22 protein-coding genes and 1 pseudogene are annotated in these 25630 nt (G+C 60.6%); 12 read left to right on the top strand and 11 right to left on the bottom strand.

What is annotated here, in order from left to right:
* Window positions 1-37: 37 nt before the first annotated feature.
* Together PMI32_RS19295 and PMI32_RS19300 are read left to right on the top strand one after the other, a co-directional pair.
* Window positions 38-1234, top strand: a complete 1197-nt coding sequence (locus PMI32_RS19295; RefSeq protein WP_008027511.1) for a DUF3142 domain-containing protein — start codon at window positions 38-40, stop codon at window positions 1232-1234.
* Window positions 1221-3341: pseudogene (locus tag PMI32_RS19300) on the top strand (hypothetical protein). Before PMI32_RS19295 ends, PMI32_RS19300 begins: the two are co-directional and overlap by 14 nt.
* Here PMI32_RS19300 and PMI32_RS19305 read toward each other — a convergent pair.
* Window positions 3342-3971, bottom strand: a complete 630-nt coding sequence (locus tag PMI32_RS19305) for a LysE family translocator (RefSeq protein WP_008027508.1) — start codon at window positions 3969-3971, stop codon at window positions 3342-3344.
* Between the two features lie 144 nt (window positions 3972-4115).
* Between PMI32_RS19305 and PMI32_RS19310 the strand changes: the two genes are divergently transcribed.
* The gene (locus tag PMI32_RS19310; RefSeq protein WP_008027506.1) at window positions 4116-4589 is read left to right on the top strand and encodes an Lrp/AsnC family transcriptional regulator; all 474 of its coding nucleotides are present in this window, start codon (window positions 4116-4118) and stop codon (window positions 4587-4589) included.
* A 121-nt stretch (window positions 4590-4710) separates the two neighbouring features.
* On the opposite strand, the gene lpdA is transcribed toward PMI32_RS19310, so the two are convergent.
* Complete coding sequence (gene lpdA / locus PMI32_RS19315) at window positions 4711-6111, bottom strand: dihydrolipoyl dehydrogenase (protein ID WP_008027503.1); 1401 nt, start codon at window positions 6109-6111, stop codon at window positions 4711-4713.
* A gap of 217 nt (window positions 6112-6328) precedes the next feature.
* Here lpdA and hflK (PMI32_RS19320) point away from each other — a divergent pair, with 217 nt between their 5' ends.
* The 5 genes from hflK (PMI32_RS19320) to cfaB all read left to right on the top strand — a co-directional run bounded on the left by hflK (PMI32_RS19320) (window position 6329) and on the right by cfaB (window position 13661).
* Window positions 6329-8287 (top strand): protease modulator HflK, encoded by a 1959-nt coding sequence (hflK, locus tag PMI32_RS19320; protein ID WP_008027501.1) that lies wholly within the window; start codon window positions 6329-6331, stop codon window positions 8285-8287.
* Complete coding sequence (gene hflC / locus PMI32_RS19325) at window positions 8284-9324, top strand: protease modulator HflC (RefSeq protein WP_032828679.1); 1041 nt, start codon at window positions 8284-8286, stop codon at window positions 9322-9324. The genes hflK (PMI32_RS19320) and hflC overlap by 4 nt, the downstream gene beginning before the upstream one ends.
* Complete coding sequence (hflK, locus tag PMI32_RS19330; protein ID WP_008027495.1) at window positions 9321-10379, top strand: protease modulator HflK; 1059 nt, start codon at window positions 9321-9323, stop codon at window positions 10377-10379. Before hflC ends, hflK (PMI32_RS19330) begins: the two co-directional genes overlap by 4 nt.
* Window positions 10376-12286 carry a cation-translocating P-type ATPase gene (locus PMI32_RS19335; protein ID WP_008027494.1) on the top strand — a complete coding sequence of 637 codons (1911 nt, stop codon included), beginning with the start codon at window positions 10376-10378 and terminating at the stop codon, window positions 12284-12286. Before hflK (PMI32_RS19330) ends, PMI32_RS19335 begins: the two co-directional genes overlap by 4 nt.
* A 190-nt stretch (window positions 12287-12476) precedes the next feature.
* Complete coding sequence (gene cfaB, locus PMI32_RS19340; RefSeq protein WP_008027492.1) at window positions 12477-13661, top strand: C17 cyclopropane fatty acid synthase CfaB; 1185 nt, start codon at window positions 12477-12479, stop codon at window positions 13659-13661.
* On the opposite strand, the gene cls is transcribed toward cfaB, so the two are convergent.
* Complete coding sequence (cls, locus tag PMI32_RS19345) at window positions 13658-15097, bottom strand: cardiolipin synthase (RefSeq protein WP_008027490.1); 1440 nt, start codon at window positions 15095-15097, stop codon at window positions 13658-13660. The two genes, cfaB and cls, sit on opposite strands and share 4 nt — an antisense overlap.
* A 132-nt stretch (window positions 15098-15229) precedes the next feature.
* Here cls and PMI32_RS19350 point away from each other — a divergent pair, with 132 nt between their 5' ends.
* Window positions 15230-15751, top strand: a complete 522-nt coding sequence (locus PMI32_RS19350; protein ID WP_008027488.1) for a DUF3617 domain-containing protein — start codon at window positions 15230-15232, stop codon at window positions 15749-15751.
* Between the two features lie 79 nt (window positions 15752-15830).
* On the opposite strand, the gene PMI32_RS19355 is transcribed toward PMI32_RS19350, so the two are convergent.
* From PMI32_RS19355 to folE2, 7 genes are read right to left on the bottom strand one after another with little or no spacing between them, the layout of a single operon-like run.
* Window positions 15831-16736, bottom strand: coding sequence for a His/Gly/Thr/Pro-type tRNA ligase C-terminal domain-containing protein (locus tag PMI32_RS19355; RefSeq protein WP_008027486.1), 906 nt, complete (start codon window positions 16734-16736; stop codon window positions 15831-15833).
* 22 nt (window positions 16737-16758) lie between these two features.
* Window positions 16759-18096: a dihydroorotase gene (locus PMI32_RS19360; protein WP_008027484.1), complete on the bottom strand. Its 1338-nt coding sequence runs from the start codon at window positions 18094-18096 to the stop codon at window positions 16759-16761.
* 2 nt (window positions 18097-18098) lie between these two features.
* Entirely contained in the window at window positions 18099-18659 is a 561-nt protein-coding gene (locus PMI32_RS19365) for a gamma carbonic anhydrase family protein (protein WP_008027482.1), read from the bottom strand.
* Window positions 18656-19531 (bottom strand): metal ABC transporter substrate-binding protein, encoded by an 876-nt coding sequence (locus tag PMI32_RS19370; RefSeq protein ID WP_008027481.1) that lies wholly within the window; start codon window positions 19529-19531, stop codon window positions 18656-18658. Before PMI32_RS19370 ends, PMI32_RS19365 begins: the two co-directional genes overlap by 4 nt.
* 11 nt (window positions 19532-19542) lie before the next feature.
* Entirely contained in the window at window positions 19543-20409 is an 867-nt protein-coding gene (locus PMI32_RS19375; protein WP_008027479.1) for a metal ABC transporter permease, read from the bottom strand.
* Window positions 20409-21077 (bottom strand): metal ABC transporter ATP-binding protein, encoded by a 669-nt coding sequence (locus PMI32_RS19380; RefSeq protein WP_008027477.1) that lies wholly within the window; start codon window positions 21075-21077, stop codon window positions 20409-20411. Before PMI32_RS19380 ends, PMI32_RS19375 begins: the two co-directional genes overlap by 1 nt.
* Window positions 21074-21970 (bottom strand): GTP cyclohydrolase FolE2, encoded by an 897-nt coding sequence (gene folE2 / locus PMI32_RS19385; RefSeq protein WP_008027475.1) that lies wholly within the window; start codon window positions 21968-21970, stop codon window positions 21074-21076. The genes PMI32_RS19380 and folE2 overlap by 4 nt, the downstream gene beginning before the upstream one ends.
* Before the next feature lie 85 nt (window positions 21971-22055).
* Here folE2 and PMI32_RS19390 point away from each other — a divergent pair, with 85 nt between their 5' ends.
* Window positions 22056-23252 (top strand): N-acetylmuramoyl-L-alanine amidase, encoded by a 1197-nt coding sequence (locus PMI32_RS19390; protein WP_008027474.1) that lies wholly within the window; start codon window positions 22056-22058, stop codon window positions 23250-23252.
* Here the strand turns inward: PMI32_RS19390 and PMI32_RS19395 are convergent.
* Window positions 23249-23626, bottom strand: a complete 378-nt coding sequence (locus tag PMI32_RS19395) for a hypothetical protein (RefSeq protein ID WP_008027472.1) — start codon at window positions 23624-23626, stop codon at window positions 23249-23251. The two genes, PMI32_RS19390 and PMI32_RS19395, sit on opposite strands and share 4 nt — an antisense overlap.
* A 144-nt stretch (window positions 23627-23770) precedes the next feature.
* On the opposite strand from PMI32_RS19395, the gene zigA reads away from it, so the two are divergent.
* Together zigA and PMI32_RS19405 are read left to right on the top strand one after the other, a co-directional pair.
* The gene (gene zigA, locus PMI32_RS19400) at window positions 23771-24979 is read left to right on the top strand and encodes a zinc metallochaperone GTPase ZigA (RefSeq protein ID WP_008027470.1); all 1209 of its coding nucleotides are present in this window, start codon (window positions 23771-23773) and stop codon (window positions 24977-24979) included.
* The gene (locus PMI32_RS19405) at window positions 24979-25629 is read left to right on the top strand and encodes a DUF1826 domain-containing protein (RefSeq protein ID WP_008027467.1); all 651 of its coding nucleotides are present in this window, start codon (window positions 24979-24981) and stop codon (window positions 25627-25629) included. Before zigA ends, PMI32_RS19405 begins: the two co-directional genes overlap by 1 nt.
* Window position 25630 lies beyond the last annotated feature (1 nt).

Genomic DNA, 25630 nt, shown 5'->3' with positions numbered 1-25630 from the left:
CGCTCCTACAAATATGAGATTCAGGCTTAGGAGTTTTATGGTTTTTCTCGCTCGCCTGTCAGGCTTGCTGGTGATGCTGGCTTTGCTTAGCGGTTGTGAACGACAGGACGCACCGCCGCTCGATCAGCAACTTTATGTATGGCAACGACAATGGACGCCGGCCCACGAAGCCGCACTCAAAGACAGCCGTGCGGATTTTTCGACCCTGCGGGTACTGGCCTTGCAGGCGTTTCCCAAGGCGGGCTGGAACCGGGCGCGAATCGACCCGGTGCTGCTCAAACGGGATGGCCGGCCACTGATTGCGGTGATTCGTCTCGATGGCCAGCTCAAGTCGCTGGATCAGGACGAGGTCGCTGCGCAGATCCTGCAAGTGCTCAGCGATTGGCAGGCACAGGGGCTGGTGCTCTCCGGCGTGGAAATCGACCACGATGCCGGGAACGCTCGGCTACCGGCTTATCGGAAATTCCTCACGGATTTGCGCGCGGTGCTGCCGGCTTCCATGCCGTTGAGCATTACCGCGCTGCCGGCGTGGCTCGACAGTCCTGAACTGCCTGCATTGTTATCCACAGTCGATAGCAGCGTGTTGCAGGTGCATGCGGTGAGCGACCCGCGCATGGGATTGTTTGACCCGGATCAGGCCAGAAAATGGGCCGGCGCCTGGAGCCGCATCACGTCGAAACCTTTTTATCTGGCGCTGCCGGCCTATGGCGTAGCGTTGTTGCCGCAGGCCGGCGGCGCACCCGACGTGGAAAGCGAAGTGCCCATTGAGCGCGTCGGCGAGCGCCGGGAATTGCTGGCCGATCCGCAGCAACTGAGCACACTTGCCACCCAGTTGCGCAACGATCCACCGGCTCATCTCGCCGGGCTGATCTGGTTTCGCCTGCCATTGGCCAATGATCGCCGGGCCTGGAGCCTGACGACCTTGCGCGCCGTAGCCCGTGGCGAAGCCCTCGATAGTCGCCTGACGCTGAAACTCTCGGCGCAGGATGGCCTCTATGACGTCAGCATCAGCAATCAAGGCAACCTCGACAACGCCTGGCCCGAACGCCTGACGCTCGCCGCACGAGGTTGTGAGGGCGCCGACGCCCTGGCCGGTTATGCGTTGCAACAAAGCCCGGATCTGCTTACCTTCACCCGCCTGCGCGACGGTCGGATCCCGGCTGGTGGGCAGCGCGCCATCGGTTGGGCACGCTGCACAAACATTGATCAAGGAGGTTCGAATGTTCACCCGTAACTGGCCCCGCCATTTGCTTTGCCTGAGCCTCGGTTTTCCACTGGGTTCGGCAGTGGCCTGCGGGCCGGATTTCCCTATGCGCCTGCTCGATAACCGGGGTCAGTCGCTGGCGGAGCTGCCGGAAGGCAACTTCCGGTTCGAGATCAGTCGTCTCGGGCAGGCGATTACGGGTTTGAAGAACGTCAGCGAAATCGTCTACAGCATGGACGCGCCTGACTATGCCGTGCAGCGCGACGACGCCGAACAGGCTGGTTTGACGGTGCCGCAGCAGGCGTTGGTCAAACAACTGCGCACGCTGAGCGATGCTCATCAGGTCGAGGCGCAGGGCGAAAGCCTGCCGACCGAACACAGGCTCTATCTGGCGGGCGCCGTGGCGTTCAACGGCGGTGACCATGGATTGGCCGCCGATTATTTCCAGAAAGTGCTCGCATTGCCGGCGGATCAACGCGCGTTGCGCAGCACCTGGGCCGCTTATTCGCTGGGCCGGGCGCTGTTTGCCATGAGCGGCGAAGCGGACGCCGCGCCCGACCTGCTGACGCAGTCGCGCAAGGCCTTTGAGCAGGCGCGCCAGTTGAGCATCGACGGCTTCAGCGATCCATTGGAGCTGGGCGTCGCCAGCCTCGGCGAAGAGGCGCGTGTCGCTCGCACGGCGGGCGATTGGGACAGTGCCATCGGACTCTACGCCACGCAAAACCTCCACGGTTCCGCAGTGGGTTACACCTCATTGAAGCTGTTGATGGCCGATCTGGCAGCGATGCCTGACGAGCAACTGGCCGCGTTGCTTAAAGGCAAACCGGTGCAGCAGCTGGTCACGGCGTCGCTGATCAGCCGGTTGGGTTGGTCATTTGGTGATCAACCGCCGAACGAGCAAAAACTGATCAAGCTGCTGCAAAACAGCACGCGCGGCAGCCTCGACAATGCTGATCGGCTGGCGGCCGTGAATTATCAACAGGGCGATTACGCCAGCGCCAAGGCCTTCCTTGAACACGCCGGCGACGGTGGCCTGGCGTGGTGGCTGCGGGCGAAACTGGCGATGCGCGAGGGTGATAAAACGGCTGCCGCCGCCGCGTACGCCAAGGCTGCCCAGGCCTTCCCGCAGAGCGAATCCTGGGGCGAGCGACGGACACCGGACTGGGATTTCGAAACGCTTCAGCCCAAGTGCCGCGTCGAGGGGGAAAGCGCGATCCTGGCGTTGCAACGTGGGGATTATTTGCAGGCATTCGATCAGCTTTATCGCAGCAATGACATTTACTGGTTCGACGCTGCGACCGTCGCTGAGCGTGTGCTGACCGTCGATGAACTCAAGCATTACGTCGACACTCAGGTGCCGGCGCCGCCAGCGCTGACTCAACAGGATCGCGATAACTACGTGCCGTTGCCGGTGGCGGCGAAGTTGCGCAACCTGCTGGGGCGGCGCTTGCTGCGTGAGGGCCGTTATGACGAAGCGCCCGCGTACTTCGACAGCGAGACGTTGCACCATCGGGCCAAGTGGTACGGGGAGTTGCGCCACGACGCCGAATCGAAATGGTGGCCGAGCAAACGTGCCTTCGCTTACTACAATGCTGCGACGCTGGCCCGTTTCAACGGGATGGAGCTCTTGGGCTACGAGATGTCCCCGGATTACGCGACGTTCGGGGGCAATTACAGCCTCGAAAGCAACGAGCTCAAGGTCGGTCCATTAGTGGCTGAAGAGGAGGTCAGGCGCCAACAGGCCAGTGCCGCTCAACCCGATCAGCGTTTCCATTACCGTTATGTCGCGAATGCCTTGGCCAGTCGCGCCGCTGATTACTTGCCACATACCAGTCAGGCCTTTGCGGCGGTGCTGTGCGCGGCGGCGGGATGGAACACGGGTCAGGAGGAGAAAAGCGCTTTCTATCAACGCTATGTCAAAGAAGGTCCCTACGTGGATTGGGCATTATTCTTCGGCGAGCGGTGACCTTATCCGGATTTCCATAATGCAGACAAACGCTATGTCACCCAGGCATTGAGTCCGATCCGCGCGACATTGCGACCTTACAAAAAGTGGCTGGAAATGGGCGCTGTCGTGGCAGTTACAGGCATTGCGCTGGTACTGATCAACCGTCGCAAGCGTAGGGTGCGTCTGTAATCACGCCTGTTGAACAAAGGTCAGTCGCAGGGCAAAACCAATCAAAAGGCTGCCAAACAACCACTGCTGTACGCGCTGGGCCGAAGGACTGCGTTGCAGCCAGCGGCCAAGCGCGGCGCCGGCCAAGGCGTACGCGCTGTCGAACAACAAACCGACACTGACCAGCACCACGCCCAGGGTCGCGAATTGTGCGAGCACCGGCCCTGCATGCGGATCGATAAACTGCGGCAGCAGCACCGAGCAGAACAGCAGCGCCTTGGGGTTCAGCAGGTTGGTCAACAATCCGCGCTGAATGGCTTCGCGCCAACGAGGTTTTCCACAGGCTGAATCTGCGCCGTTCAGGCTCGGGAGCATTGTGGTCCGCAGGCATTGAATGCCGATCCACAACAGGTACGCGGCCCCGGCCAGGCGCACCATATCGAACGTCCAGGGCGCGGCCTTGAACAGTGCCGCCAGCCCCAGTGCCGCCAACGCCACGTGACATCCTCGGGCAATGCCCAAACCCACCGCCGTGGCCAGCGCCGCGCCTTTGCCCTGACGAGCGCCGGTTTGCAGCAGCAGAATCATGTCCGGGCCTGGGAGCAGGTAAACCACTGCCAGCGCCATGAAAAACAGCCAAAGCCCCGCCATGCTGCACCCCTTTCGTTGTCGATTCGGTAGCGCCAGTCTAGGGCTGAAACACAGGGCAGGTGGTTGCGTAGTTTGCTTCTAAACAGTCTTTAATTGGCATAACCTGCCATTCTGTGACGCTTAAACCATCAGGATCTGCCAAACATGAAACTGGACGCTTACGACCGAAAAATTCTCGCGGCCCTGCAACGGGATGGTCGTCTGAGCAACGTACAACTGGCCGATGAAATCGGTCTGTCCGCGTCCCCCTGTTTGCGTCGGGTGCGGATGTTGGAGGAGGCCGGGGTGATTCGCGGCTATCAGGCCAACCTGGACCGCGATGAAGTCGGGTTGGGGCTGACGGTGTTTGTCGGGGTCAAGGTCGAACGCCACAACGACGAACAGGCCGAAGCCTTCCGTGTGGCGGTGATGGCGTTGCCCGAGGTGATTTCGGCGTTTCTGGTGTCAGGGGAATCGGATTTTCTGTTGCAGGTGGTGGTGCCGGATTTGCGTGCGTACGACCGCTTTCTCACCGGGCGTTTGCTGAAGTTGCCGGGCGTGAGCGACATCCGCAGCAACTTTGCGATTCACACGGTGAAAACGCCGGGCGCGTTGCCTCTAGAGCATTTGCCGCTTTAGACCGAGTTGTTCCCATCGCGAGCAGGCTCACTCCTACATTGGTCTGTGGCGTACACAAAATCCATGTAGGAGTGAGCCTGCTCGCGATGGCGATGGAACAGTCGCAGCAAATCCAAGAGCCCTACATCTGAGTCGCCATCCCCTCCACATTCATCGCCGCCTGGCGCAACGCCTCGGAGCGAGTCGGGTGTGGATGACAGGTCAGGGCAATGTCTTCAGCCGAAGCACTGAACTCCATGGCCACGCAATATTCGCCAATCATTTCACTGACGCTCGGGCCTACCAGGTGCACGCCAAGAATCTCGTCAGTGCGCTCATCGGCCAGCACTTTGGCGAAGCCTTCAGTCTCGTGGTTGATCTTCGCCCGGCTGTTGGCGGTGAAGGGGAATTTACCGACCTTGTACGCGCGGCCCTCAGCCTTGAGTTGCTCTTCGGTCTTGCCGACGCTGGCCAGCTCCGGCCTGGTGTAAATGACGTTGGGGATCAGGTCGTAATTGACCTCGCCTGCCTTGCCGACGATCTGCTCGATACAGGCCATGGCTTCATCTTCGGCCTTGTGCGCGAGCATTGGTCCCGACGTGACATCGCCGATGACCCACACGCCTGCCGCTTCAGTGCGATGACCCTTGTTGGCGAGCATGCCGCGTTTATCCGTGGCGAGGCCGACGTTCTCCAACCCCAGCCCCTCGGTGTAAGGCCGGCGCCCGATGGCGACCAGCACATAATCGGCTTCGAGTAATTCGGCAGCACCTCCGGCGGCCGGTTCGACGCTGAGTTGAACACCGTTCGCCGAGGTCGTGGCGCGGGTGACTTTCGAACTCAACTTGAAGCTGATGCCTTGCTTGCTCAGCGAGCGTTGCAGGGTTTTGCCCGCTTCGCCGTCCACACCAGGGCAGATCCGGTCGAGAAACTCGACCACGGTCACCTGTGCGCCCAAACGCCGCCACACCGAGCCCAATTCCAGGCCAATGACCCCGGCGCCAATCACCACCAGATGTTTGGGCACTTCGGACAAAGAAAGCGCACCTGTGGAATCGAGGATGCGCGTGTTGTCGATGTCCACGCCGGGCAGGGGAGTGGGCTCGGAGCCGGTGGCAATAATGATGTCCTTGGCGCTCAGCTCAGTCTTGCCGCCCTGGCTGTCCGTCACCGTGACTTTGCCCGGCCCGTCGATATGGCCCCACCCCTTGATCCAGTCGACCTTGTTTTTGCGGAACAGAAACTCGATGCCCTTGGTCAGCCCGGCAACACTGTCATCCTTTTGCTTCATCATTTGCGCGAGGTTCAGCGTGGGTTTGACCTCGATACCGAGGTTGGCAAATTCCGCACCCATGGCCGCGTCATACAATTCAGAAGCATGCAGCAATGCCTTGGACGGCATGCAACCGACGTTCAGGCAAGTGCCGCCGAGGGTGGCGCGGCCTTCGACACAGGCGGCTTTAAGGCCCAACTGGCCGGCGCGAATTGCCGCGTTATAGCCGCCGGGGCCTCCGCCCAGTATCACGACGTCATAGTTGCTCATGGATGTACTCCTGAATTGGATGGGAATCGGGCTGGATAAACGTAGTTCCTGAATAAAATTACGAGCGTAATATGTGCGCAGCCATGCCTTTCGGTCAAGGCTTCAGCCAAGTGACAGGTTGAGCGTCTTTAGATAAAGAGATTTAGTACGAAAATTTCACGGCTTTCGTTATATCGTAACGAATTGCGACGTGAGCTATGAAAATCACTGGGGTGGTATGCAAGTCGATCTCGAGATTGAGGGCGCAACGGTAGCCGGGCTGCCGCGCTTTCAGCAGGCAGTCTTTCAAGGGCGGCGATTGCGGCAGTTGGCAATCGGCCTCGGCGCGCTCGCAGGGGCAGGCTGGGTGCTGGCGTTTTTCGTCGGGCTGTTTGCACCGCAGTCGCTTTGGCCTGCGGTGCTGGTCAATCAGAGCGCCGGTTTGCTGGTGCTGGTCGCCGGGCTGCAATCGGCGTGGTGGGTGACGCAGTGGCGTGAAATGGCGATGAACCCGGCGATGCTCCCTGTGGAAGTCGTCGCTGAATCGCCGCCGGAGGGCTGGTATGAACGGCTGCTGGAGCGGATCAGCCAGCGATGGTTGCGGTTGCTGGCGCAGATCGGCGCTTCGACGCTGTGGCTTGGCGCTTGGGCGCTGCTGGTAGTGTTCAGCATCAATCAAGTCTGGAACCTGGCCCTGCCTCCCGCTGCGCTCGGTTTTTCCGCGAGTGTCGCGGCGGCATTGTCGTTACTGCTGGCCTTCGGTTTGCTGGTGCTGGAGCGACAACTTGCCCAGGAAAATGTGGCCCAGTGGCCCGAAGCAGGTTCGCTGGCGCAGCTGACGCGCGTGGCAATCATCTGCCTTGTGCTGAGCGCGCTGTGCCTGTTGTTCGGCAGCGAGGCGTCGGTTTGGCCGGTACGTCTGGCGGTACTGATTGGCCTGCTGCCGGGTCTGGTCGCGGTCGAACTGCTGCTACGCGCGGTGTTGTCACTGTTCAGTCCGCAGCGTGAACAACTCGAACCTGCGTTGCTGGCGCGAAGTTTCGTCGCCGACATGCTGCGCTGGCCGCCCCAACCGTTGCTGGTGCTGCAACACGAATTACATAACCGCTTCGGCATCGATCTGCGGCAGATCTGGGCCTTCACTTACATGCGCCGGGCATTCGTTCCGGTGCTGGCGGTGGTGGCACTGGTCGGTTGGTCGCTCACCGGCATTCACGAAATTTCCCTGCAAGGGCGGGGCATCTATGAGCGTTTCGGCAAACCGGTGGAGGTCTTCGGCCCCGGTTTGCACGCAGGTCTGCCATGGCCGTTGGGCCGAGTGTTGAGTGTCGAGAACGGCGTGGTCCACGAGTTGGCCACCAGTGTTGGCGAAGCGACGGCGCCGATTGTGGCTGAACCGGCTGAAGGTCCGGCGCCGACGACGGCCAATCGCTTGTGGGACGCCAGCCACGTGAACGACAAGTCTCAGGTGATTGCCAGCAGTCGCGCCGACAAACAGAGCTTCCAGATCGTCAACATGGACGTGCGTTTTGTCTATCGCATCGGCCTCACGGATCAAGCGGCGTTGGCCGCGACGTACAACAGCGCCAACGTACCGACACTGATTCGCAGCACCGCCAGCCGGATTCTGGTGCACGACTTCGCTTCTCGCACCCTCGACGGTCTGCTCGGTGAGGACAGGGTCGGACTCGCCGAAGAGATTGGCCGCGCGGTGCAGGCGGACCTGGAAAAACTCGACAGCGGCGTGGAAATTCTCGCGACTGTGGTTGAAGCGATTCACCCACCGGCCGGCGCGGCCAACGCTTATCACGGCGTGCAGGCGGCGCAAATTGCTGCGCAGGCCCTGATCTCGCGTGAGCGCGGCGCAGCCGCAGAGGCCACCAATCAGGCGCAATTGCAGGCCAGCATCGCACGGGATCAAGCGACGGCCAGCGCGCGTGAAATCAATGCGGCTGCGCAAGCGGCCGATCTGAAATTCAGCGCCGAGCAAAAAGCCTATGCCAGCGCGGGCCAGGCTTTCGTGCTGGAACAGTATTTCCGCCAGCTCTCCCAAGGCCTGACCAACGCCAGGTTGCTGGTTCTCGATCATCGTCTGGGCGGCAGCGGTAACGCGCCGACCATCGACCTCCGTACTTTCACGCTGCCGGTTGACCCTGCATCGGCGCGTAAAACTGCTCAGCCAGGAGCTGCCAATTGAGCCAGTCGCACACTCACGATCATGACGACCACGCCGGCCACGATCACGGCCATGGCGGGCATCACCACGGGCATCACCATCACCACCATGGCGATCCACAAGAAGCGGGTCCATTCCCGTGGCGGCGCATGGGGTGGGCGGCGTTGCTGGTGGCGTTTGCCATCGCGGCTGCAAGCCTGGTGCAGGTGCGCTCCGGCGAAGCCACGGTGATCACGCGCTTCGGCAATCCGTCGCGGGTGTTGCTGGAGCCGGGGCTGGGCTGGCGTTGGCCCGCGCCTTTTGAAGCGGCGATTCCGGTCGATCTGCGTTTGCGCACCACGTCCAGTGGTTTGCAGGATGTGGGTACGCGCGACGGTTTACGCATCATCGTTCAAGCTTACGTGGCGTGGCAGGTGCAGGGCGATCCGGACAATGTGCAGCGCTTCATGCGCGCCGTGCAGAATCAGCCGGACGAAGCGGCGCGGCAGATTCGCACCTTCGTCGGCTCGGCACTGGAAACCACGGCCAGCAGTTTTGACCTGGCCAATCTGGTGAACACCGATGCCAGCCAGGTACACATCGCTGATTTTGAAGCGCAGTTGCGCCAGCAAATCGATCAGCAGTTACTCGCCACTTATGGCGTTCGTGTACTGCAAGTCGGCATCGAACGATTGACCTTGCCGTCGGTAACCCTGACCGCCACCGTCGATCGCATGCGCGCCGAGCGTGAAACAATCGCCACCGAACGCACGGCCATCGGCAAACGTGAGGCAGCGCAAATTCGCTCTGCTGCCGAGCGTGATGCGCGAATCGTCCAGGCCGATGCGACGGTTAAAGCTGCCGACATCGAAGCTCAATCCCGGGTCGAAGCCGCACAGATTTACGGCCGCGCTTACGCGGGTTCGCCGCAGCTGTATAACTTGCTGCGCTCCCTCGACACCTTGGGCACTATCGTTACGCCTGGAACCAAACTGATTCTGCGCACCGATGCCGCGCCGTTCCGGGTGTTGGTTGACGGCCCGCCGACACTCGATAACAAGTCCGGATCGCAGCCATGAGTTTGGTTCCGCGTGGAACAAATGAGTTAAGCAGCCCCTGGATTCAGGCCGGGCGATTGGCTTTTCTAGCCCTGTATGCGGTGACAGTCTTGGCCGCGTTGGCGTGGGCATTCTCCAACGTGCGGCAAATCGATCCGCAAAATCGCGCGGTGGTGTTGCACTTTGGCGCGCTGGATCGCATTCAGAATGCCGGTCTGCTGTTGGCGTGGCCGAGGCCGTTCGAGCAGGTGGTTTTGTTGCCGGCGGCGGATCGGGTGATCGAGCGTCGGGTCGATAATCTGCTGCGCAGCGATGCCGCGCTGCAGGCCGACCGAGCAGCCACTTTCGCCACGCCGCTCAGTGATGCGCTGGCAGGTTCCGGTTATCTGCTGACGGGTGACGCGGGTGTGGTGCAACTGGATGTGCGGGTGTTTTACAAAGTCACCGAACCGTATGCATTCGTTGTTCAAGGTGAACACGTGCTGCCGGCACTGGATCGCCTGGTGACTCGCAGCGCCGTGGCACTCACCGCAGCACGAGATCTGGACACCATCCTGGTGGCGCGCCCTGAGTTGATCGGCGCGGATAATCAAGCGGCGGAAAGACGCGAACGCCTGCGCGGGGACTTGGTACAAGGCATCAATCAACGTCTCGCGCAATTGACCGCAACGGGGCAGGGGCTGGGGATCGAAGTGGCGCGCGTGGATGTGCAGTCGAGTCTGCCAGGACCTGCGGTCAATGCTTTCAACGCTGTTCTGACGGCAAGTCAGCAAGCCGATAAAGCCGTGGCCAATGCCCGCACTGAAGCCGAGAAACTCACCCAGGCCGCCAACGAGCAAGCCGACCGTGCGCTGCAAGTCGCCCACGCTCAAGCCAGCGAACGGCTGGCCAAAGCCTCCGCCGACACGGCCACGGTATTGAGCCTGGCCAAGGCGCAACAACAAGGCACCGACCCGCAAATGCTGTTGCGTATTTACCGCGAGCGCTTGCCGAAAATCCTCGGTCAGGCCGGCTCGGTGACCACGGTTAATCCGAAAGACGATTCCCGCCTGATCATTCAGGGAGCTGCACAATGACCGCCCAAACTGCCGCCGCACCGAGCATGTTGTCCTCGGCCGAACAACGCAGCGCAGCACGCCAACTGACCCTGGCCATGCTCGCCCTCGGCTTGCTGGCGCTTGGTTTGATTTGGCGCTGGTGGTCGCCGGAGCAGACGGGCGTCAGTCAATTGCTACTGGGTTTTGCCTCGTTGCTGGTGGCCGTGCCGGTGATGCGTTCGGCCTGGTACAGCCTGCGTTATCCCAGCTTGCACGGGATCACTGATCAGTTGATTGCGTTGGCAATGTTGGGTGCCTGGGCAACGGGCGATCTGCTGACCGCTGCGTTATTGCCGATCATCATGATCTTCGGTCATGTGTTGGAAGAGCGCAGCGTGATCGGTTCCCAGGAGGCGATTCACGCACTCGGCAAACTGACGCGCAGCCATGCGCGCAAGGTTCAGGCGGATGGCTCCATCGTCGAAGTCGACAACGGCACACTCAAGGCTGGCGACCGCGTGGAGGTCCGCGCCGGTGATCGAGTGCCGGCCGATGGGCGTGTGCTTTCCGGTCAGGCGAGTCTCGATACTGCATCGATCACAGGCGAGTCGGTGCCGGTGGAGGCGGGCGTCGGCATGACGGTGTTCGGCGGGGCGATCAACCTTGATGGCCTGCTGCGCATTGAAGTGACCCGTACCGGCAATGAATCGACACTCGGTAAAGTCATCGCGCTGATGCAAAGCGCCGAGCGTTCCAAGCCGCCAATCACCCGTTTGCTGGAGCGCTACGCTGGCAGCTACATGGTGCTGGTGTTGTTGCTGGCCGCAGTGACCTGGTTCATCACCAATGATGCGCAAGCGATGCTCGCGGTGTTGGTGGCAGCCTGTCCGTGTGCGTTGGTGTTGTCGGCACCGGCCACGGCGATTGCCGGTGTCGCGGTTGCTGCACGACACGGGATTCTGATCCGCAGTTCGGCGTTTCTCGAAGAGCTGGCGGATCTGACGTCGCTGGTGGTCGACAAGACCGGGACGCTGACCTTCGGCACCTTGCGACTGCAATCGATCGACAGTCCGCTGGAAGATCGCAATCACGTGCTGAAACTGGCCGCCAGCCTGGGCTCCGCCAGCAGTCACCCGGTCAGTCGCGCGCTCGCCGGATTGGTTACTCAGGAACATTTTCTGCTGCTCACGGACATTCACGAACGTCAGGGCTTGGGCGTGGTAGCGATGACCGAACAGGGCGAAGCAGCACTTGGGCGACCGGAGTTGTTCGCGCAATTGGCAATCGCCACTTCAGCGGTTCCTGAACACGATGGTCCGATCGCCGGGTTGGCGCTCAACGGTGAATTCCTGGCCTGGCTGTTGCTCGCGGACAGCGTGAAGCCTGAAGCGCGGTTCGCCTTGAGTGAGTTGCGTGAACTCGGGTTGGGCCGGCAATTGTTGCTCACCGGCGATCGCCAAAGCGTCGCGAATACGTTGGCCCTGGATGTCGGGATCAGCGATGTCGAAGCCCAGGCCTTGCCCGAGGACAAACTCAACCGTGTGCTGAAAGAAATCGGCAGCGGCTTCCGGCCGATGGTGGTCGGGGATGGCATCAATGATTCGCTGGCACTCAAGGCCGGTGTGGTGGGCGTCGCCATGGGTGCGGGCGGTGCGGATATTGCCTTGGCTTCAGCCGATATCGTGCTGATCGGCAGCGACCTGCGTCGGCTCGGCACTTGCGTACGTTTGAGTCGCCAATGCCGGCAGACCTTGCAGGTCAACGTGATCATCGGTCTGGGCTGGACACTGGCAATTGTTGCTTTCGCTGCCTTCGGCTGGCTCGGTGCGGCAGGGGCGATGATTGCTGCGCTGCTGCATAACCTGAGTACGTTGCTGGTATTGGGCAACGCTGGACGGCTGCTGCGTTTCCAAGAGCCGTTGTTAAAAATGAAGGACGACGTCTGAGGGATGTGAACATTTCAGAACTGTGCGCGAAATTCGCAGTCATCTAGTGTGAGGGCAATCACTTCTGCGAATTTGCGGCGCTTGATTCAAGCGCTGCAAATCATAGAAGACGGCTATTAAATCGATAGCCTGCTATTTTTCAAGGATGGTCTACCCTCACATCAGACGTCTGAAACAAGGGGGATATTCCATGCTCGCGCAACTTCCACCGGCCTTACAGAATCTGCAGTTACCGCTACGCCTGCGACTCTGGGACGGCCATGAAATTAATCTGGGGCCGACGCCCAGCGTCACGATTGTGGTCAAGGACCCACAAATGGTTACCCAGTTGACACATCCCAGCCTCGACGCGCTCGGGGCGGCGTTTGTCGAGGGCAAACTTGAGCTGGAAGGCTCTATCAGCGAGGTGATCCGCGTCGTTGATGAATGGAGTCATGCATTGCTGGGCGACCTCGACAGTCAGCCTGTTCGCACCGCCCACGACAAGGAAACCGACGCGAAGGCGATTTCCTATCACTACGACCTTTCCAACGCGTTTTATCAGCTATGGCTCGACAGTGACATGGCGTATTCCTGCGCCTATTTCGAGACCGGCAGCGAAACGCTTGAGCAGGCCCAGCAAGCCAAGTTCCGCCACCTGTGTCGCAAACTACGCCTGCAACCTGGTGAGTATCTGCTGGATGTCGGCTGTGGCTGGGGCGGTTTGGCGCGCTATGCGGCGCGGGAGTTTGGCGCGAAGGTATTCGGGATCACACTGAGCAAAGCGCAACTGGCCCTGGCCCGTGAGCGGGTGAAGGAGGAAGGCCTCGACGATCTGGTCGAGCTGCAACTGCTTGACTACCGCGATCTGCCTCAAGACGGGCGCTTCGATAAAGTGGTCAGCGTCGGCATGTTCGAGCATGTGGGGCACGAGAACCTGGCCGAGTACTGCAAAACCCTGTTCGGCGCGGTGAAAGAGGGCGGCCTGGTGATGAACCACGGCATCACCGCCAAGCACACCGATGGCCGGCCAGTGGGACGTGGCGCGGGTGATTTTATCGAGAAGTACGTGTTTCCCAACGGCGAGCTGCCGCACCTGTCGATGATCTCTGCCGAGATCAGCGAAGCAGGGCTGGAGATCGTCGATGTCGAGAGTTTGCGCCTGCACTATGCGCGCACCCTGGACCATTGGAGCGAGCGCCTGGAGGACAACCTGGAAGCGGCCGCCCGGCAGGTGCCGGAGCAGGCCTTGCGAATCTGGCGGCTGTACCTGGCAGGATGTGCTTATGCATTTGCCCGGGGCTGGATCAACCTGCACCAGATCCTTGCAGTGAAAGCCCACCCCGATGGCAGCCATGAACTGCCCTGGACCCGCGACGACATCTACAACCCTTAAAGTATCGGTGAAATAAGCCGGGCGATCCGCATGCCGACCTGTTGCAGGCGGCGGGTCTCCCGGCTTTCTTCTTTGGCGACCTCATGCGCCTGGTCGAAGTCGTCGTTGAGCATCTGTTCCACCTCGCCGGCAAACACTCGGTCGACAGTCAGCAACATCACTTCAAAATTCAGCCGGAACGAACGGTTGTCCATATTGGCGCTGCCGACGGCGCTGATTTCGTTGTCGATCAACACGACTTTCTGATGCAGGAAACCGGGCTGGTAGCGGAATACCCGCACCCCAGCGCGCACGGCTTCGAAGGCATACAGGCTGGAGGCGGCGTAGACGATGCGGTGATCCGGTCGTGAAGGCAGCAGCAATCGCACATCCACGCCGCGCAGAACCGCCAGCCTCAAGGCGGCAAACACCGCTTCATCGGGGATGAAGTAGGGGCTGGTAATCCACACCCGCTCGGTCGCCGCGTGAATGGCTTCGACGAAGAATAACGAACAGGTTTCGTAGGAATCTGCCGGTCCGCTGGCAAGCAATTGGCAGAGCACACCGTTGTCCGGATACGCGTCCGGCAGTATTAACGGCGGCAAGGAGCGCGCTGCCCAAAACCAGTCTTCGGCGAAGGACTCCTGCATGCACGCCACCACCGGCCCGCGCACCCGCACGTGGGTATCGCGCCAAGGGGCGAGGGGTGGTTTCTCGCCCATGTATTCGTCGCCTACGTTATGCCCGCCAACGAAGCCCAACACGCCGTCCACTACGACGATCTTGCGATGGTTGCGGAAGTTGACCTGAAAGCGATTGAGCCAGCCGCTACGTGTCGCGAAGGCTTTGACCTCGACACCGGCATCGCGCAACGGCTGCACATAACTGTGGGGCAGGGAGTGGCTGCCGATGCGGTCGTACAGTAAATAAACGGCAACGCCTTCGGCGGCTTTTTTCAGCAACAAGGTTTGCAGGCGTTGGCCCAGACGGTCGTCGTGGATGATGAAAAACTGGATCAGCACGGCTTCCTTCGCCTGGCTGATGGCCTCGAAGATCGCCTCGAAAGTGGCGTGGCCGTTGATCAGCAGGCTGACTTCGTTGTTCGCCAGGCAGGGCATGCGGCCCAGTTTTGGCATCGCCCTCAATGATGCGTAGGCGTTGGAGGCACGGGCGGTCAGTGCTTCTTCGACCCACGGGCGCCAGTTCAAATCGGAGATGGCCTTGCGCATTTCCTCGTTGGCCTGTCGCCGTGCCTTGATGTAGCCATCGAAGGTGCTGCGGCCGAAGACCAGATAGGGAATGAGCGTGAAGTAGGGAATGAACAGCAGCGACAAGGCCCAGGCGATCGAGCCCTGAGCGGTCCGAACGGTCAACACGGCATGAATGGCGGCGATCATGCCTAACGAGTGCAGCAGTGCGATCAGGTAACCGAAAATATGCGGTCCAAAGTAATCCATGGGGGCAGCCTTGCTCCTGAAGATTCAGTGCTTAACAGACCATGTTCCGTGCAGAATGTCGCTATTTAATTGGCCCATGAACCGAAGCTCGTGGCTGACGTCTAACGGCCACTATCGATCAGGAGTTACTCAATGAACGTTCGTCTGCTGGGTTTGGCCGTAGCTTTAGGTTTAGCACTTCCGGTGGCCGCTCAGGCGCAGATGCTGCAGCCGGGTTTGTGGGAATTGACCTCGAGCAACATGAAAGTCGATGACCAGAACCTGCCGGATCTGCAACTGATCCTCGGTCAGATACAGAGCCAAATGACGCCTGAACAGCGTGCGCAGCTGGAGAAGCAGGGCATCACTATGGGCGGCAAGGGGATCCGGGCTTGCCTGACGCCGGAGCAAGTGAAGACCGACAACATTCCGCTGACGGATCCGCAATCGGGCTGCAAGCAGGAAATCACCGAGCGCACCGGTAACCAGTGGAAATTCCGCTTCAGCTGCCCGAAAGCGCAGGGTGCGGGTGTCGCCACATTCCTCAGTGATCGTGAGTTCACCACCAAGGTGAATGGCACGTTCAACGCTACCGGCATTCAGCAGAAGGGTAGCCTTGATACTCGCGCGGTGTGGTTGGGGCAGGATTGCGGGACAGTGAAGCCAAGGGCTTAAAAGCTTCGCGGGCAAGCCTCGCTCCTACAGGGTCGGTGTAAATCCTGTAGGAGCGAGGCTTGCCCGCGAAGGCGTCCGTTCAGACACCCGCAATCCCCGTTGATCTCAGCCAATCACACACCGCCTCAATGGCCATCCGGCCAAAATCCTCTCCGGTGCGACTGCGCACGCTGACAAACCCGCCTTCTTTTTCTTTCTCCCCGATCACCACCAGATACGGCACTTGCTGGCTGTGTTCGCGAATCTTGTGGCGGACCTTTTCGTTGCGCAGGTCCGCACGGGCGCGTACGCCGCTTCGGCGCAAGGCCTCGGTCACCCACTGTGCGTAATCCGTTTGGCGATCATCCATGCTCACGACCATCACGTGCGGCGGTGCCCGCCAGTCGTCCAGTTCCTCCTGGCAAGACCAGCACGTGCCATAGATCCGCTGTGGCGCAAGGCCGCTGATGTGATCGAGTGCGAATGCCTGCAACACTCTGGTTGCCGGAGCATGCGGGCCCATCGACACACATTCGAAGTCCCCGAGCAGGTAGGTCGCAAGTTTTTCCATGTACTTGGAGCGCGGTGACGGCTCGCGCCGGCGGATCGAATGATTGGTCGCCGCCAGGGTCTTCATGCGCGCTTCGATGCCCGCAAGGTCGTCCGGGTTTAACGGTCGTTCAAAGGCAAACTCATAATAGAACCCGTCACCCAGCGCCGATCCGGTCTGCAATTGCGCTTTTGGATAGAGCTGTTTCACGGCCATCGCCAGCATCAATGCGCAGGAGCGGCGCAGTATCTCCAGGCCATCGGGCTCTTGGGGCGTGACGATGCTGACCCGGGCATCGGCCTCGATCAAGAACTGACAGTCCACCAATACGCCGTCCACCCGGCCGGCGACGGCTGCTTTGGCAAGCCCGGGACCAATGCTCGCGGCGAACTCGTACACCGACAACGGTTGGTCGTATTCACGCAATGAACCATCGCTCAGAGTGATGTGGATCATGTCGGTGCTCTCGAGTGCTGCACTAGCGTGTAAACCGTAGCGGTAAACCCTGGCAGCTGTCATTAAGACATTTGTCGTGCCACGCCATTTGCCCCGAAACCAACGTGGTGCTCACGCTGTGGCGAAAGCGCCGCTGCGCGAAGGGCGTCCAGCCGCATTGAGACAGGATCGGCTGTTGGGAGACGGCAACGCCACCAGGTTCGGGTTTGATCAACACCAGGTCGGCCCAATACCCTTCGCGCAAATAGCCTCGGTCAGGAATCGCAAACAGATCGGCGACACGGTGACTGGTCTTGGCCACAAGGGTGGTGATCGGTAGAACGTCATCCGCCACCAACTCCAGCAGGGCGGGCAGGGCGTGTTGCACCAATGGCAAGCCGGACGGTGCCTGGCAGTAGGGACGTTGCTTTTCGTCCCAGGTGTGAGGCGCGTGATCGCTGCCGATGACGTCCAGTCGATCACTCATCAGGGCCCGGCGCAAGGTGTCTCGGTCGGCCTGAGTCTTGATCGCCGGGTTGCATTTGATCAAGTTGCCGAGCGTTGCGTAGTCGCGATCGTCGAAGAGCAGATGGTGTAGACAGACTTCGGCGGTAATGCGTTTTTGTGTCAGTGGCTTGTCTTCGAACAACGCCAGTTCGCGGGCGGTGGTCAGGTGCAACACATGAAGCCGGGTGCCATGTCGCTTGGCCAGATCCACAGCCATCGAGGACGAACGGAAGCAGGCCTCGGCGTTGCGGATCAGCGGATGGGCTGCGGCGGGAATGTGCTCGCCGAACAGCTCTCGCAGGTTCACCGCATTGGCGTCGATGCTCGGCGTGTGTTCGCAGTGGGCCAACAGGATCGTCGGCACTTCAGCGAATAGCCGCTCGAGAACCCTTGGGTCGTCTACCAGCATGTTGCCCGTGGACGCGCCCATGAACACTTTTACGCCGGCCACTTCGCAGGGATTGAGCGCGGCGACGATGTCGAGATTGTCGTTGCTCACGCCGAAGTGAAAGCCGTAGTTGGCTACTGAATTGATCGCTGCGCGGCGCTTCTTGTCGGCCAATGCTGCCAGCGTCAGGGTCGCCGGATTCGTGTTGGGCATGTCCATGAAACTGGTAATGCCGCCGGCCACCGCTGCTCGCGATTCGGTGTAGAAACTGCCCTTGTCGGGCGAACCGGGATCGCGGAAGTGCACCTGATCATCGATCATTCCAGGCATCAACCACTGGCCGTCAGCATCGATTTCGACGGCAGCATTTTCCCCTTCGATGCTGCTCGCGATCTTGATGATACGACCATGGCCGACCAACAGATCACCGTCAAACTCACGTCCTTCATTCACCAGCCGGGCATTGCGAATCAGCACGTTGTTCATGGTCAGAACTCGTTTTGCAGGGCTTTGTAGCCACGCACCAGATCGACGTTGGTGCGCGCCACGTCTTCGGAAAACTCCGAGGCGCTGATGCTCACCGGCGGGAATTGCGACAGGTCAGTGTTGGGCCCGATGCGGGTGGTGGAGGGCACGTAGAAGTCGGCAGGCAAGTCGCGACCGTCGACCACCGAGTTGTGCCGCACCACGCAGCCATCACCGACGGCGCAGTTGAACAGTACGCTGTTGAACCCGATGAACACCCGGTCGCCCACGGAGCACGGACCATGAACGATGGAGCGGTGGGCGATCGAGCTGAACTCGCCGATCGTCACCGCCGCACCAGACTTGGAGTGGATCACCACGCCGTCCTGGATGTTCGAGTTGGCGCCGATGGTGATCGGCTCCATCTCGCCCGAGGCGTCGACTTCGTCCGCGCGAATCACCGCGTAGGGGCCGACGAAAACGTTCTCGCCGATCACCACTTTGCCGCAGATGATCGCGGTCTTATCGACGTAGGCGGACTCCGCAATCAGCGGCAAATCGCCCGAGGGATTCTTGCGGATCATGGCTTGCTCAACGCCTCGTACAAGGTGTTGAGGTTGTACTCGAACAACCCGGTAAAGGTGCTCGCCGGACCGGTGGCGGCGAGCGCATCGGAGTACAGCGTGCCGCCGATGTGCGCGCCGCTTTCATCGGCAATCTGCTTGAGCAGGCGGGCATCCTTGATGTTCTCCATGAACACCGCTTTGACCTTGGCCTGGCGAATCTGGGTGATCAGCGCAGCGACTTCGGCGGCGGAAGGTTCGCGCTCGGTGGACAGACCTTGTGGCGCCATGAAGTCGATGCCATAGGCCTGACCCAGATAACCGAATGCGTCGTGGGACGTCACGATCTTGCGGTTGCCCGGCGGCAGCGAACCGAGCTTGGCTTTGGCTTCGGCGAGCAGCGCGTAGATCTGTTTCAGGTAGGCCTGGCTGTTGCGTACATAGTCGGCTTTGTTCGCCGGGTCGGCGGCGATCAGCGCCTTGGTAATGTTGCTGATGTACAGCTCGGTGTTCGCCAGATTGTGCCAGGCGTGAGGGTCGGGGACGGTCTCGCCATCTTCATCCAGCGAGCGTGGGATGACGCCGTGGCTCGCGCTGATGACCGGGGTTTTGGTCTCGGTGCTGGTCACCAGGCGGTCCAGCCACGGCTCGAAACCCAAGCCGTTTTTGATGATGAGTCTGGCCTTGAGCAATGCCTTGGCATCGTCCGGAGTCGGCTCATAGGTGTGAGCATCGGCATCGGGGCCGACCATGTTGGTGATCTGGATGTGCTCGCCACCGACCTGATGGGTCATGTCGGCGAGGATGCTGAAGCTGGTGACCACCTGCAGTTTTTCCGCCGCAGACAACGACATCGACAGCATCAAACTGAACAGCACGAGTAAAGCGCGCATCGGGAAACACCTCATTGGGATGTGAGCAAGGGCGGGCGGCGCAGCAAGCCGTGCACCGGTCCGAACACCACGGACAGCAGATACCCGCCGCCAGCCACCAGCACGATCGCCGGGCCGCTGGGCAGCGAGTAGTAGAACGACAGCAACAAGCCGAGCCATACCGAGAGGCAGCCGAACACCCCGGCGATGGCCATCAACACGGGCAAGCGTCGACTCCAGAAACGCGACGCGGCGGCGGGCAACATCATCAGACCGACGACCATCAACGCACCAATGGCTTGAAATCCGATCACCAGATTCAGCACCACCAATGTCAGGAATACGCCGTGTGCCAACGGACCAAGACGGCTGACGGTTTGCAGAAACAGTGGGTCGAGGGTGTCCAGCAACAACGGTTTGTAGATGAGTGCCATGGCGATAAGGCTGAGCCCTGAGACCCACAACATGCCGGTCAACGTCGGACCGTCGACCGCCAACGCCGAGCCAAAAAGCAGGTGCAGCAGGTCCAGGCGTTTACCGGCGATGCCGAGGATCAGCACGCCGCTGGCGAGGGAGATTGGGTAGATTGCGGCGAGGCTCGCATCTTCTCGCAGGCCGGTGCGGCGGGTGATCCATGCAGCGAGCCCGGCCATGCTCAAGCCCGCACCGAGGCCGCCGAAGGTCAATGCCGGCAAGCTCAGCCCGGCAAACCAGAAGCCGAGCGCGGCGCCGGGCAGGATGCCGTGAGCAACCGCGTCACCGATCAGACTCATGCGTCGCAGGATCAGAAATACGCCGAGCGGTGCCGTGCTGCAGGCCAACACCAATCCACCGAGCAGTGCCCGGCGCATGAACACGAACTCGTGGAATGGTTGCCAAAGATGGGCAGCGGCGAGCATCAGGCCACCTGCGTCTGTGGTTGTTGGCGGATAAGCTCGGTGCTTGAGCCAAGGACGCAGCCGCTGCTTTTGATCAACAGCGTTTGAGGAATGTGTTGGCGCACGGCAGCGAGGTCGTGACACACGACCACCAGGGTTCGACCTTCTGCGTGCCAGGCGTGGATGTTTTTCCACAGCAGAGATTGACCGAGTTCATCGATGGCGGCGTGAGGTTCATCGAGCAACAACAAGGGCGCTTCGGCGAGGCTCAATCGGGCGAGCAGGGCGCGCTGCAATTCGCCGCCGGAGAGGGCCATCAACGGGCGCTGCTCCAGACCGGTCAGGCACCAGTTTTCCAGTGCGGCTTTAAGGCGTTGGCTTCGGACTTCGGGGGATTGCTTGCTGCCCCAGAAACCCGCGGCGACCAACTCTTGCAGACTGATCGGAAATTGCCGGTCGAGGTGCTGTTGCTGGGGAAGGAACGAGAGTGAGCCTTTGCGTGGAACATCAAGGATCACTTTGCCGGTCAGTGGTTTTTGCAGGCCGGCGATGACTTTCAGCAGGCTGCTTTTGCCTGAGCCGTTGGCGCCGATCACGGCGGTCAGGCTGCCTTGGTTCAGTTCGAAATCTACCGGCGGCGTGAGCGGTTGGCCCGGTGCACCCCAGCGCAATGCCTCGCAGCGAATCATGCGGCCTCCCAATTCCATCGGCTTTCGGCGACGGCGTCGTGGGCGTGCAGGCTCTCGGCGTGGACGACTTTCAAGTGGAAGGCATTGATACCGGGGGAGCGCTTCAACGCCAGATTCAAACGGCGAGCGGCGTCTTCGCAGAACATCAGGTTTTGACCATTGGCCAGCGCGAAGGCTTGTTCGTCGGCACGCTTTACCGCGGTTTGCACGGCGGTGCCGAGGGCGGCTTCGGCATCGTTGATCAGCGCAATCAGTGGCAGGTCATCAAGATAATCATCGAGACGCAGCCTCAACTGCGCATTGCTGCGTTGGCTGTGAGGCGTGGCAACGATGCCTTTTGTGGTGCCGAGCCAAGCCAAAACATCGGCGTGTTGCAGTGGCTGGTTGGCAAAGTCGTCGACGAATTGCTGCTGAATCAACTGCCGCGCCAGTGCAGCTGAACAGGGGCAAGTTGAGGAATAGGGGATGTCGATGTTTAGTTCCACGTGGAACATCGCGTTTTTCAAACGCGCATTGATGCTGACTGGATAGGATTTCCAACCGGACAATGGACTGATCAGCGCTGGCCGTTTGAGCAGTAAATCTGCGTGAATGTTCAGGTAAGCGCTGTTGGATAGACCTTCATGGGTATCGAGAAATCGCTGCAGGACCCGCCGCAACAGGGCGGGTGTCAGGCGTTCCTGTTCGAGCATTTCCAGCGCCAGGTACAGCCGCGACATATGAATGCCGCGCGCTTCTCCATCATCGAGGCTCACGCCCGCATCGGCCTTCGCGCTCAATCGTTGGCCATCGAACAAAACTGGAAGAGCAATGCCGCACATGCCCACCCATTCAAGTGGCAGGGCTTGGCGTGAGGCCTGCGCGGCGATATCCGGCAGAGTCAGCGCATTCATGAGCAGGTCCATCGTGGAAGTCGGTTCGACATGTTATGTTATTACATTAAAATCGACTACGCCTTTTTCACGAGCGGCTTTCACCATGCACAGACGTCACTTGCTCAACTTGATCCTGGCCAGCGCGGCCTTCGCATTGCCCTTCGGTGTTGGCGCCACGCAAATTCGCAACGCGCGGCTCTGGCGCTCGGATGACAAGCTGCGCCTGGTGTTCGATCTGAGCGGGCCGGTGCAGTACAAAACCTTTTCACTGAGCGCGCCTGAGCGGCTGATCATTGACCTCAGTGGCGCCGACCTCAGTGGCGACTTCAGTCAGCTGGTGCTTGGCAACACGGTGATTCGCTCGATCCGCTCCGGGCACTTTGGTCAGGGCGATACGCGGATCGTCCTCGACCTCAGCGGCCCGGTGCAGCTCAACAGCTTTTTGTTGCCGCCGCAGGACGGGCAGGGTCATCGGCTGGTGCTCGACCTGAAGACCGCGGCCCCCTTGCAAATAGCCGCCGCGCCCGTGGCAGCCATCGACAAGGCTCACCCGAAACGGGACATCATCGTGGTGGTCGACCCCGGCCATGGCGGCAAAGACCCAGGCGCAGTCGGCGCCAAAGGCGAGCGTGAGAAAGACGTGGTGTTGTCCATCGCTCAGCTGCTGGCCAAACGGCTGAAACGGGAGAAGGGCTTCGACGTGAAACTGGTGCGCAACGACGACTTCTTCGTCCCGCTACGCAAGCGCGTGGAGATCGCCCGCAAACACAACGCCGACATGTTCATCTCGGTGCATGCCGATGCGGCGCCGCGTCTCACGGCTTCTGGCGCGTCGGTGTATTGCTTGTCTGAGGGCGGAGCGACGTCGGCCACGGCGCGCTTCATGGCTCAGCGAGAGAACGGCGCGGACCTGCTGGGCGCCACCAGCCTGCTCAATCTCAAGGACAAGGACCCGATGCTGGCCGGGGTGATTCTCGACATGTCGATGAGCGCCACCCTCGCCGCGAGTTTGCAGTTGGGCAACACGGTGCTTGGTAGTCTGGCGGGCATCACCACGTTGCATCAGAAGCGCGTGGAGCAGGCAGGATTTGCCGTGCTGAAATCGCCGGACGTGCCTTCGATCCTGGTGGAAACCGGCTTCATTTCCAACGCTCGCGACAGTCAGCGGCTGGTCACGGCGCGGCATCAGCAGGCCGTGGCTGACGGATTGTTCGAAGGATTACAGCGCTACTTCCAGAAGAATCCGCCGGTCAACAGTTACATCGCCTGGCAGCAGGAACAGCAAAAAGCGCAGGCCTAGCAGCCGGTAATCCGGCTGCAAGTGAACCTGGCACTGCTGCCACCGGAACTGGAAAACCGGTTGATGGTGGTCCAGCCAACCCGACGGTTGTAGCCCACCCAGGCTTCGCCGTCGGAAGCGATCCCGGTGAAGAATGTCAGTTGCCCGTAGCGACTGTTGGTTTGCGCCCAATAGCGCTTGCCCGCCCGTTCGAAGCCCCGCAAGTAGATCGTGCTGCCGGCGGTGTTGACGCTGTAAGCGTTGCCGTCGGCATCCACGCAGGCCAGCAGATTGGCGCTGCGGGTGCATTTGGCCAGGCTCGGGATTTGCGCCCAGGCGTCTACGGCGAGCAGCAACGAAACGCTCATCAGCGTTAATTTCAAGGCAGTGCGCATGGGGTTTCTCTCGGGGCGAACGGGCTTCAGCATCCTGCCCTTTGTCACTGCCGGCAAGAGGGGAGTGGTTTAATTGCGTTGTTATACTATAACATTGAGTTAAGCCCGACACTGCGACCGGGCATCTCCTGTGAGGATTACCTGATGCCCAATCGTCTCCCCGTGACCGTTTTGTCGGGCTTTCTCGGCGCCGGCAAAAGCACGCTGCTCAACTACGTGCTGCGTAACCGCGACAACCTGCGAGTCGCCGTGATCGTCAACGACATGAGCGAAATCAACATCGATGGCAGCGAAGTTCAGCGTGATGTCACCCTGAACCGCGCCGAAGAAAAACTCGTGGAAATGAGCAACGGCTGCATCTGCTGCACCTTGCGCGAAGACCTGCTCGAAGAAGTCAGCCAACTCGCCAGGGACGGCCGCTTCGATTACTTGCTGATCGAATCCACCGGCATTTCCGAACCCCTGCCCGTGGCGGAAACTTTCACCTTCCGCGACGAAGAAGGGCAAAGCCTGGCCGACATCGCACGTCTCGACACCATGGTCACTGTGGTCGATGGCATGAACTTCCTGCTCGATTATCAGGCCGCCGAAAGCCTCGCCTCGCGTGGCGAAACCCTGGGCGAAGAGGACGAGCGCTCGATCACCGATCTATTGATCGAGCAAATCGAATTCGCCGACGTGATCCTGATCAGCAAGATCGATTTGATCAGCAGCCGCGAGCGTCAGGAGCTGATCGCGATCCTCGAGCGTTTGAACTCGCAAGCCGAAATCATCCCGATGGTCATGGGCGAAATCCCGCTGAAAAAGATCCTCAACACCGGTCGTTTCGACTTTGAAAAAGCGGCGCAGGCGCCTGGCTGGTTGCAGGAGCTTCGCGGCGAGCACGTGCCGGAAACCGAGGAATACGGCATCGCTTCCACGGCGTATCGAGCACGCAGGCCGTTTCATCCACAGCGCTTTTTCAGCTTCATCGACCGTCCGTGGGTGAACGGCAAATTGCTGCGCTCGAAAGGTTTTTTCTGGCTGGCGAGCAAACCCATGGACGCGGGCAGTTGGTCTCAGGCGGGCGGTTTGATGCGCCATGGTTTTGCCGGACGCTGGTGGCGTTTCGTGCCGAAAACCCAATGGCCGCAGGACGAAGAAAGCACCGCCGGGATCATGGAAAACTGGACCGCCGCCACTGGCGATTGCCGGCAGGAACTGGTGTTCATTGGCCAGAACATCGACTTCAACTTACTCACTGCGGAACTCGACGACTGCCTGCTGAGTGATGAAGAAATGGCGTCCGGCGTCGAGGGCTGGCGATTGTTGCCAGATCCGTTTGGCCCCTGGCATGAAGAGGAAGCCGCGTGATGCTGGCGCCGACCTTGAAGTTACGACCGGTCATTTGCCAGGTTCAGGGCGAGACGCCGCAAGCCCTCGCACGGATTCTGGACGACGGCGTGAACCTCGCCATTTGGCAGCGCCGACTCCCGGTGCACATCGCCGATTTCGGCCGATTGTTGCTGTCCCTGAACGAGCCATTGGCCGAGTCGCTGGTTCTGGAAATGCCCGCTGACGACACCGAGCCCAATCTGCAAGGACTGGCCTCGGGCTTCAACGATCTTGAGGGCTACGAAGGCTTTATCGCCGACGTTTCCTGGTTGGTCAGCGCATTCGCCTGCCTGTTGGGCGCCAAGCGTATCGGCGTGCGTCTACGGGTTCTGGACAAAGCCATGTGCCCGCGTTTTCACGTCGATCATGTACCCGTGCGCTTGATCACCACGTACGCCGGAATCGGCAGCGAATGGCTGAAGGAAGGGGCAATGGATCGCCGCCAATTGAGCAAGCCCGAAGCCGAACCCACGGATGATTCGCTGATCCAGCACATCGGCAGCGGTTACGTGGCTTTACTCAAGGGCGAGAAATGGCACGGCAACGAAGGCTTTGGCCTGATCCACCGCTCGCCGCAACTCGCGCCGGGCGAGCGCCGTTTGATTCTGACCCTCGACTGGTTGGGTTAGC

Origin of the sequence: Pseudomonas sp. GM60 (genome assembly GCF_000282415.1) — a bacterium.
Classification (GTDB): Bacteria; Pseudomonadota; Gammaproteobacteria; order Pseudomonadales; family Pseudomonadaceae; genus Aquipseudomonas; species Aquipseudomonas migulae.
This window is presented reverse-complemented; position numbering and strand designations above follow the sequence as displayed.

What these genes read in the sequence shown, in the direction of transcription:
- folE2 (WP_008027475.1), bottom strand. Translation starts at nt 21,970, where the DNA reads ATGAATGCGCTGACTCTGCCGGATATCGCCGCGCAGGCCTCACGCCAA.
- PMI32_RS19355 (WP_008027486.1), bottom strand. Translation starts at nt 16,736, where the DNA reads ATGATCCACATCACTCTGAGCGATGGTTCATTGCGTGAATACGACCAA.
- PMI32_RS19405 (WP_008027467.1), top strand. Translation starts at nt 24,979, where the DNA reads ATGCTGGCGCCGACCTTGAAGTTACGACCGGTCATTTGCCAGGTTCAG.
- PMI32_RS19395 (WP_008027472.1), bottom strand. Translation starts at nt 23,626, where the DNA reads ATGCGCACTGCCTTGAAATTAACGCTGATGAGCGTTTCGTTGCTGCTC.
- PMI32_RS19350 (WP_008027488.1), top strand. Translation starts at nt 15,230, where the DNA reads ATGAACGTTCGTCTGCTGGGTTTGGCCGTAGCTTTAGGTTTAGCACTT.
- hflK (WP_008027495.1), top strand. Translation starts at nt 9,321, where the DNA reads ATGAGTTTGGTTCCGCGTGGAACAAATGAGTTAAGCAGCCCCTGGATT.
- cls (WP_008027490.1), bottom strand. Translation starts at nt 15,097, where the DNA reads ATGGATTACTTTGGACCGCATATTTTCGGTTACCTGATCGCACTGCTG.
- PMI32_RS19390 (WP_008027474.1), top strand. Translation starts at nt 22,056, where the DNA reads ATGCACAGACGTCACTTGCTCAACTTGATCCTGGCCAGCGCGGCCTTC.
- hflK (WP_008027501.1), top strand. Translation starts at nt 6,329, where the DNA reads ATGCAAGTCGATCTCGAGATTGAGGGCGCAACGGTAGCCGGGCTGCCG.
- zigA (WP_008027470.1), top strand. Translation starts at nt 23,771, where the DNA reads ATGCCCAATCGTCTCCCCGTGACCGTTTTGTCGGGCTTTCTCGGCGCC.
- PMI32_RS19360 (WP_008027484.1), bottom strand. Translation starts at nt 18,096, where the DNA reads ATGAACAACGTGCTGATTCGCAATGCCCGGCTGGTGAATGAAGGACGT.
- cfaB (WP_008027492.1), top strand. Translation starts at nt 12,477, where the DNA reads ATGCTCGCGCAACTTCCACCGGCCTTACAGAATCTGCAGTTACCGCTA.
- PMI32_RS19375 (WP_008027479.1), bottom strand. Translation starts at nt 20,409, where the DNA reads ATGCTCGCCGCTGCCCATCTTTGGCAACCATTCCACGAGTTCGTGTTC.
- PMI32_RS19295 (WP_008027511.1), top strand. Translation starts at nt 38, where the DNA reads ATGGTTTTTCTCGCTCGCCTGTCAGGCTTGCTGGTGATGCTGGCTTTG.
- PMI32_RS19305 (WP_008027508.1), bottom strand. Translation starts at nt 3,971, where the DNA reads ATGGCGGGGCTTTGGCTGTTTTTCATGGCGCTGGCAGTGGTTTACCTG.
- PMI32_RS19335 (WP_008027494.1), top strand. Translation starts at nt 10,376, where the DNA reads ATGACCGCCCAAACTGCCGCCGCACCGAGCATGTTGTCCTCGGCCGAA.
- PMI32_RS19365 (WP_008027482.1), bottom strand. Translation starts at nt 18,659, where the DNA reads ATGATCCGCAAGAATCCCTCGGGCGATTTGCCGCTGATTGCGGAGTCC.
- PMI32_RS19370 (WP_008027481.1), bottom strand. Translation starts at nt 19,531, where the DNA reads ATGCGCGCTTTACTCGTGCTGTTCAGTTTGATGCTGTCGATGTCGTTG.
- PMI32_RS19310 (WP_008027506.1), top strand. Translation starts at nt 4,116, where the DNA reads ATGAAACTGGACGCTTACGACCGAAAAATTCTCGCGGCCCTGCAACGG.
- lpdA (WP_008027503.1), bottom strand. Translation starts at nt 6,111, where the DNA reads ATGAGCAACTATGACGTCGTGATACTGGGCGGAGGCCCCGGCGGCTAT.
- PMI32_RS19380 (WP_008027477.1), bottom strand. Translation starts at nt 21,077, where the DNA reads ATGATTCGCTGCGAGGCATTGCGCTGGGGTGCACCGGGCCAACCGCTC.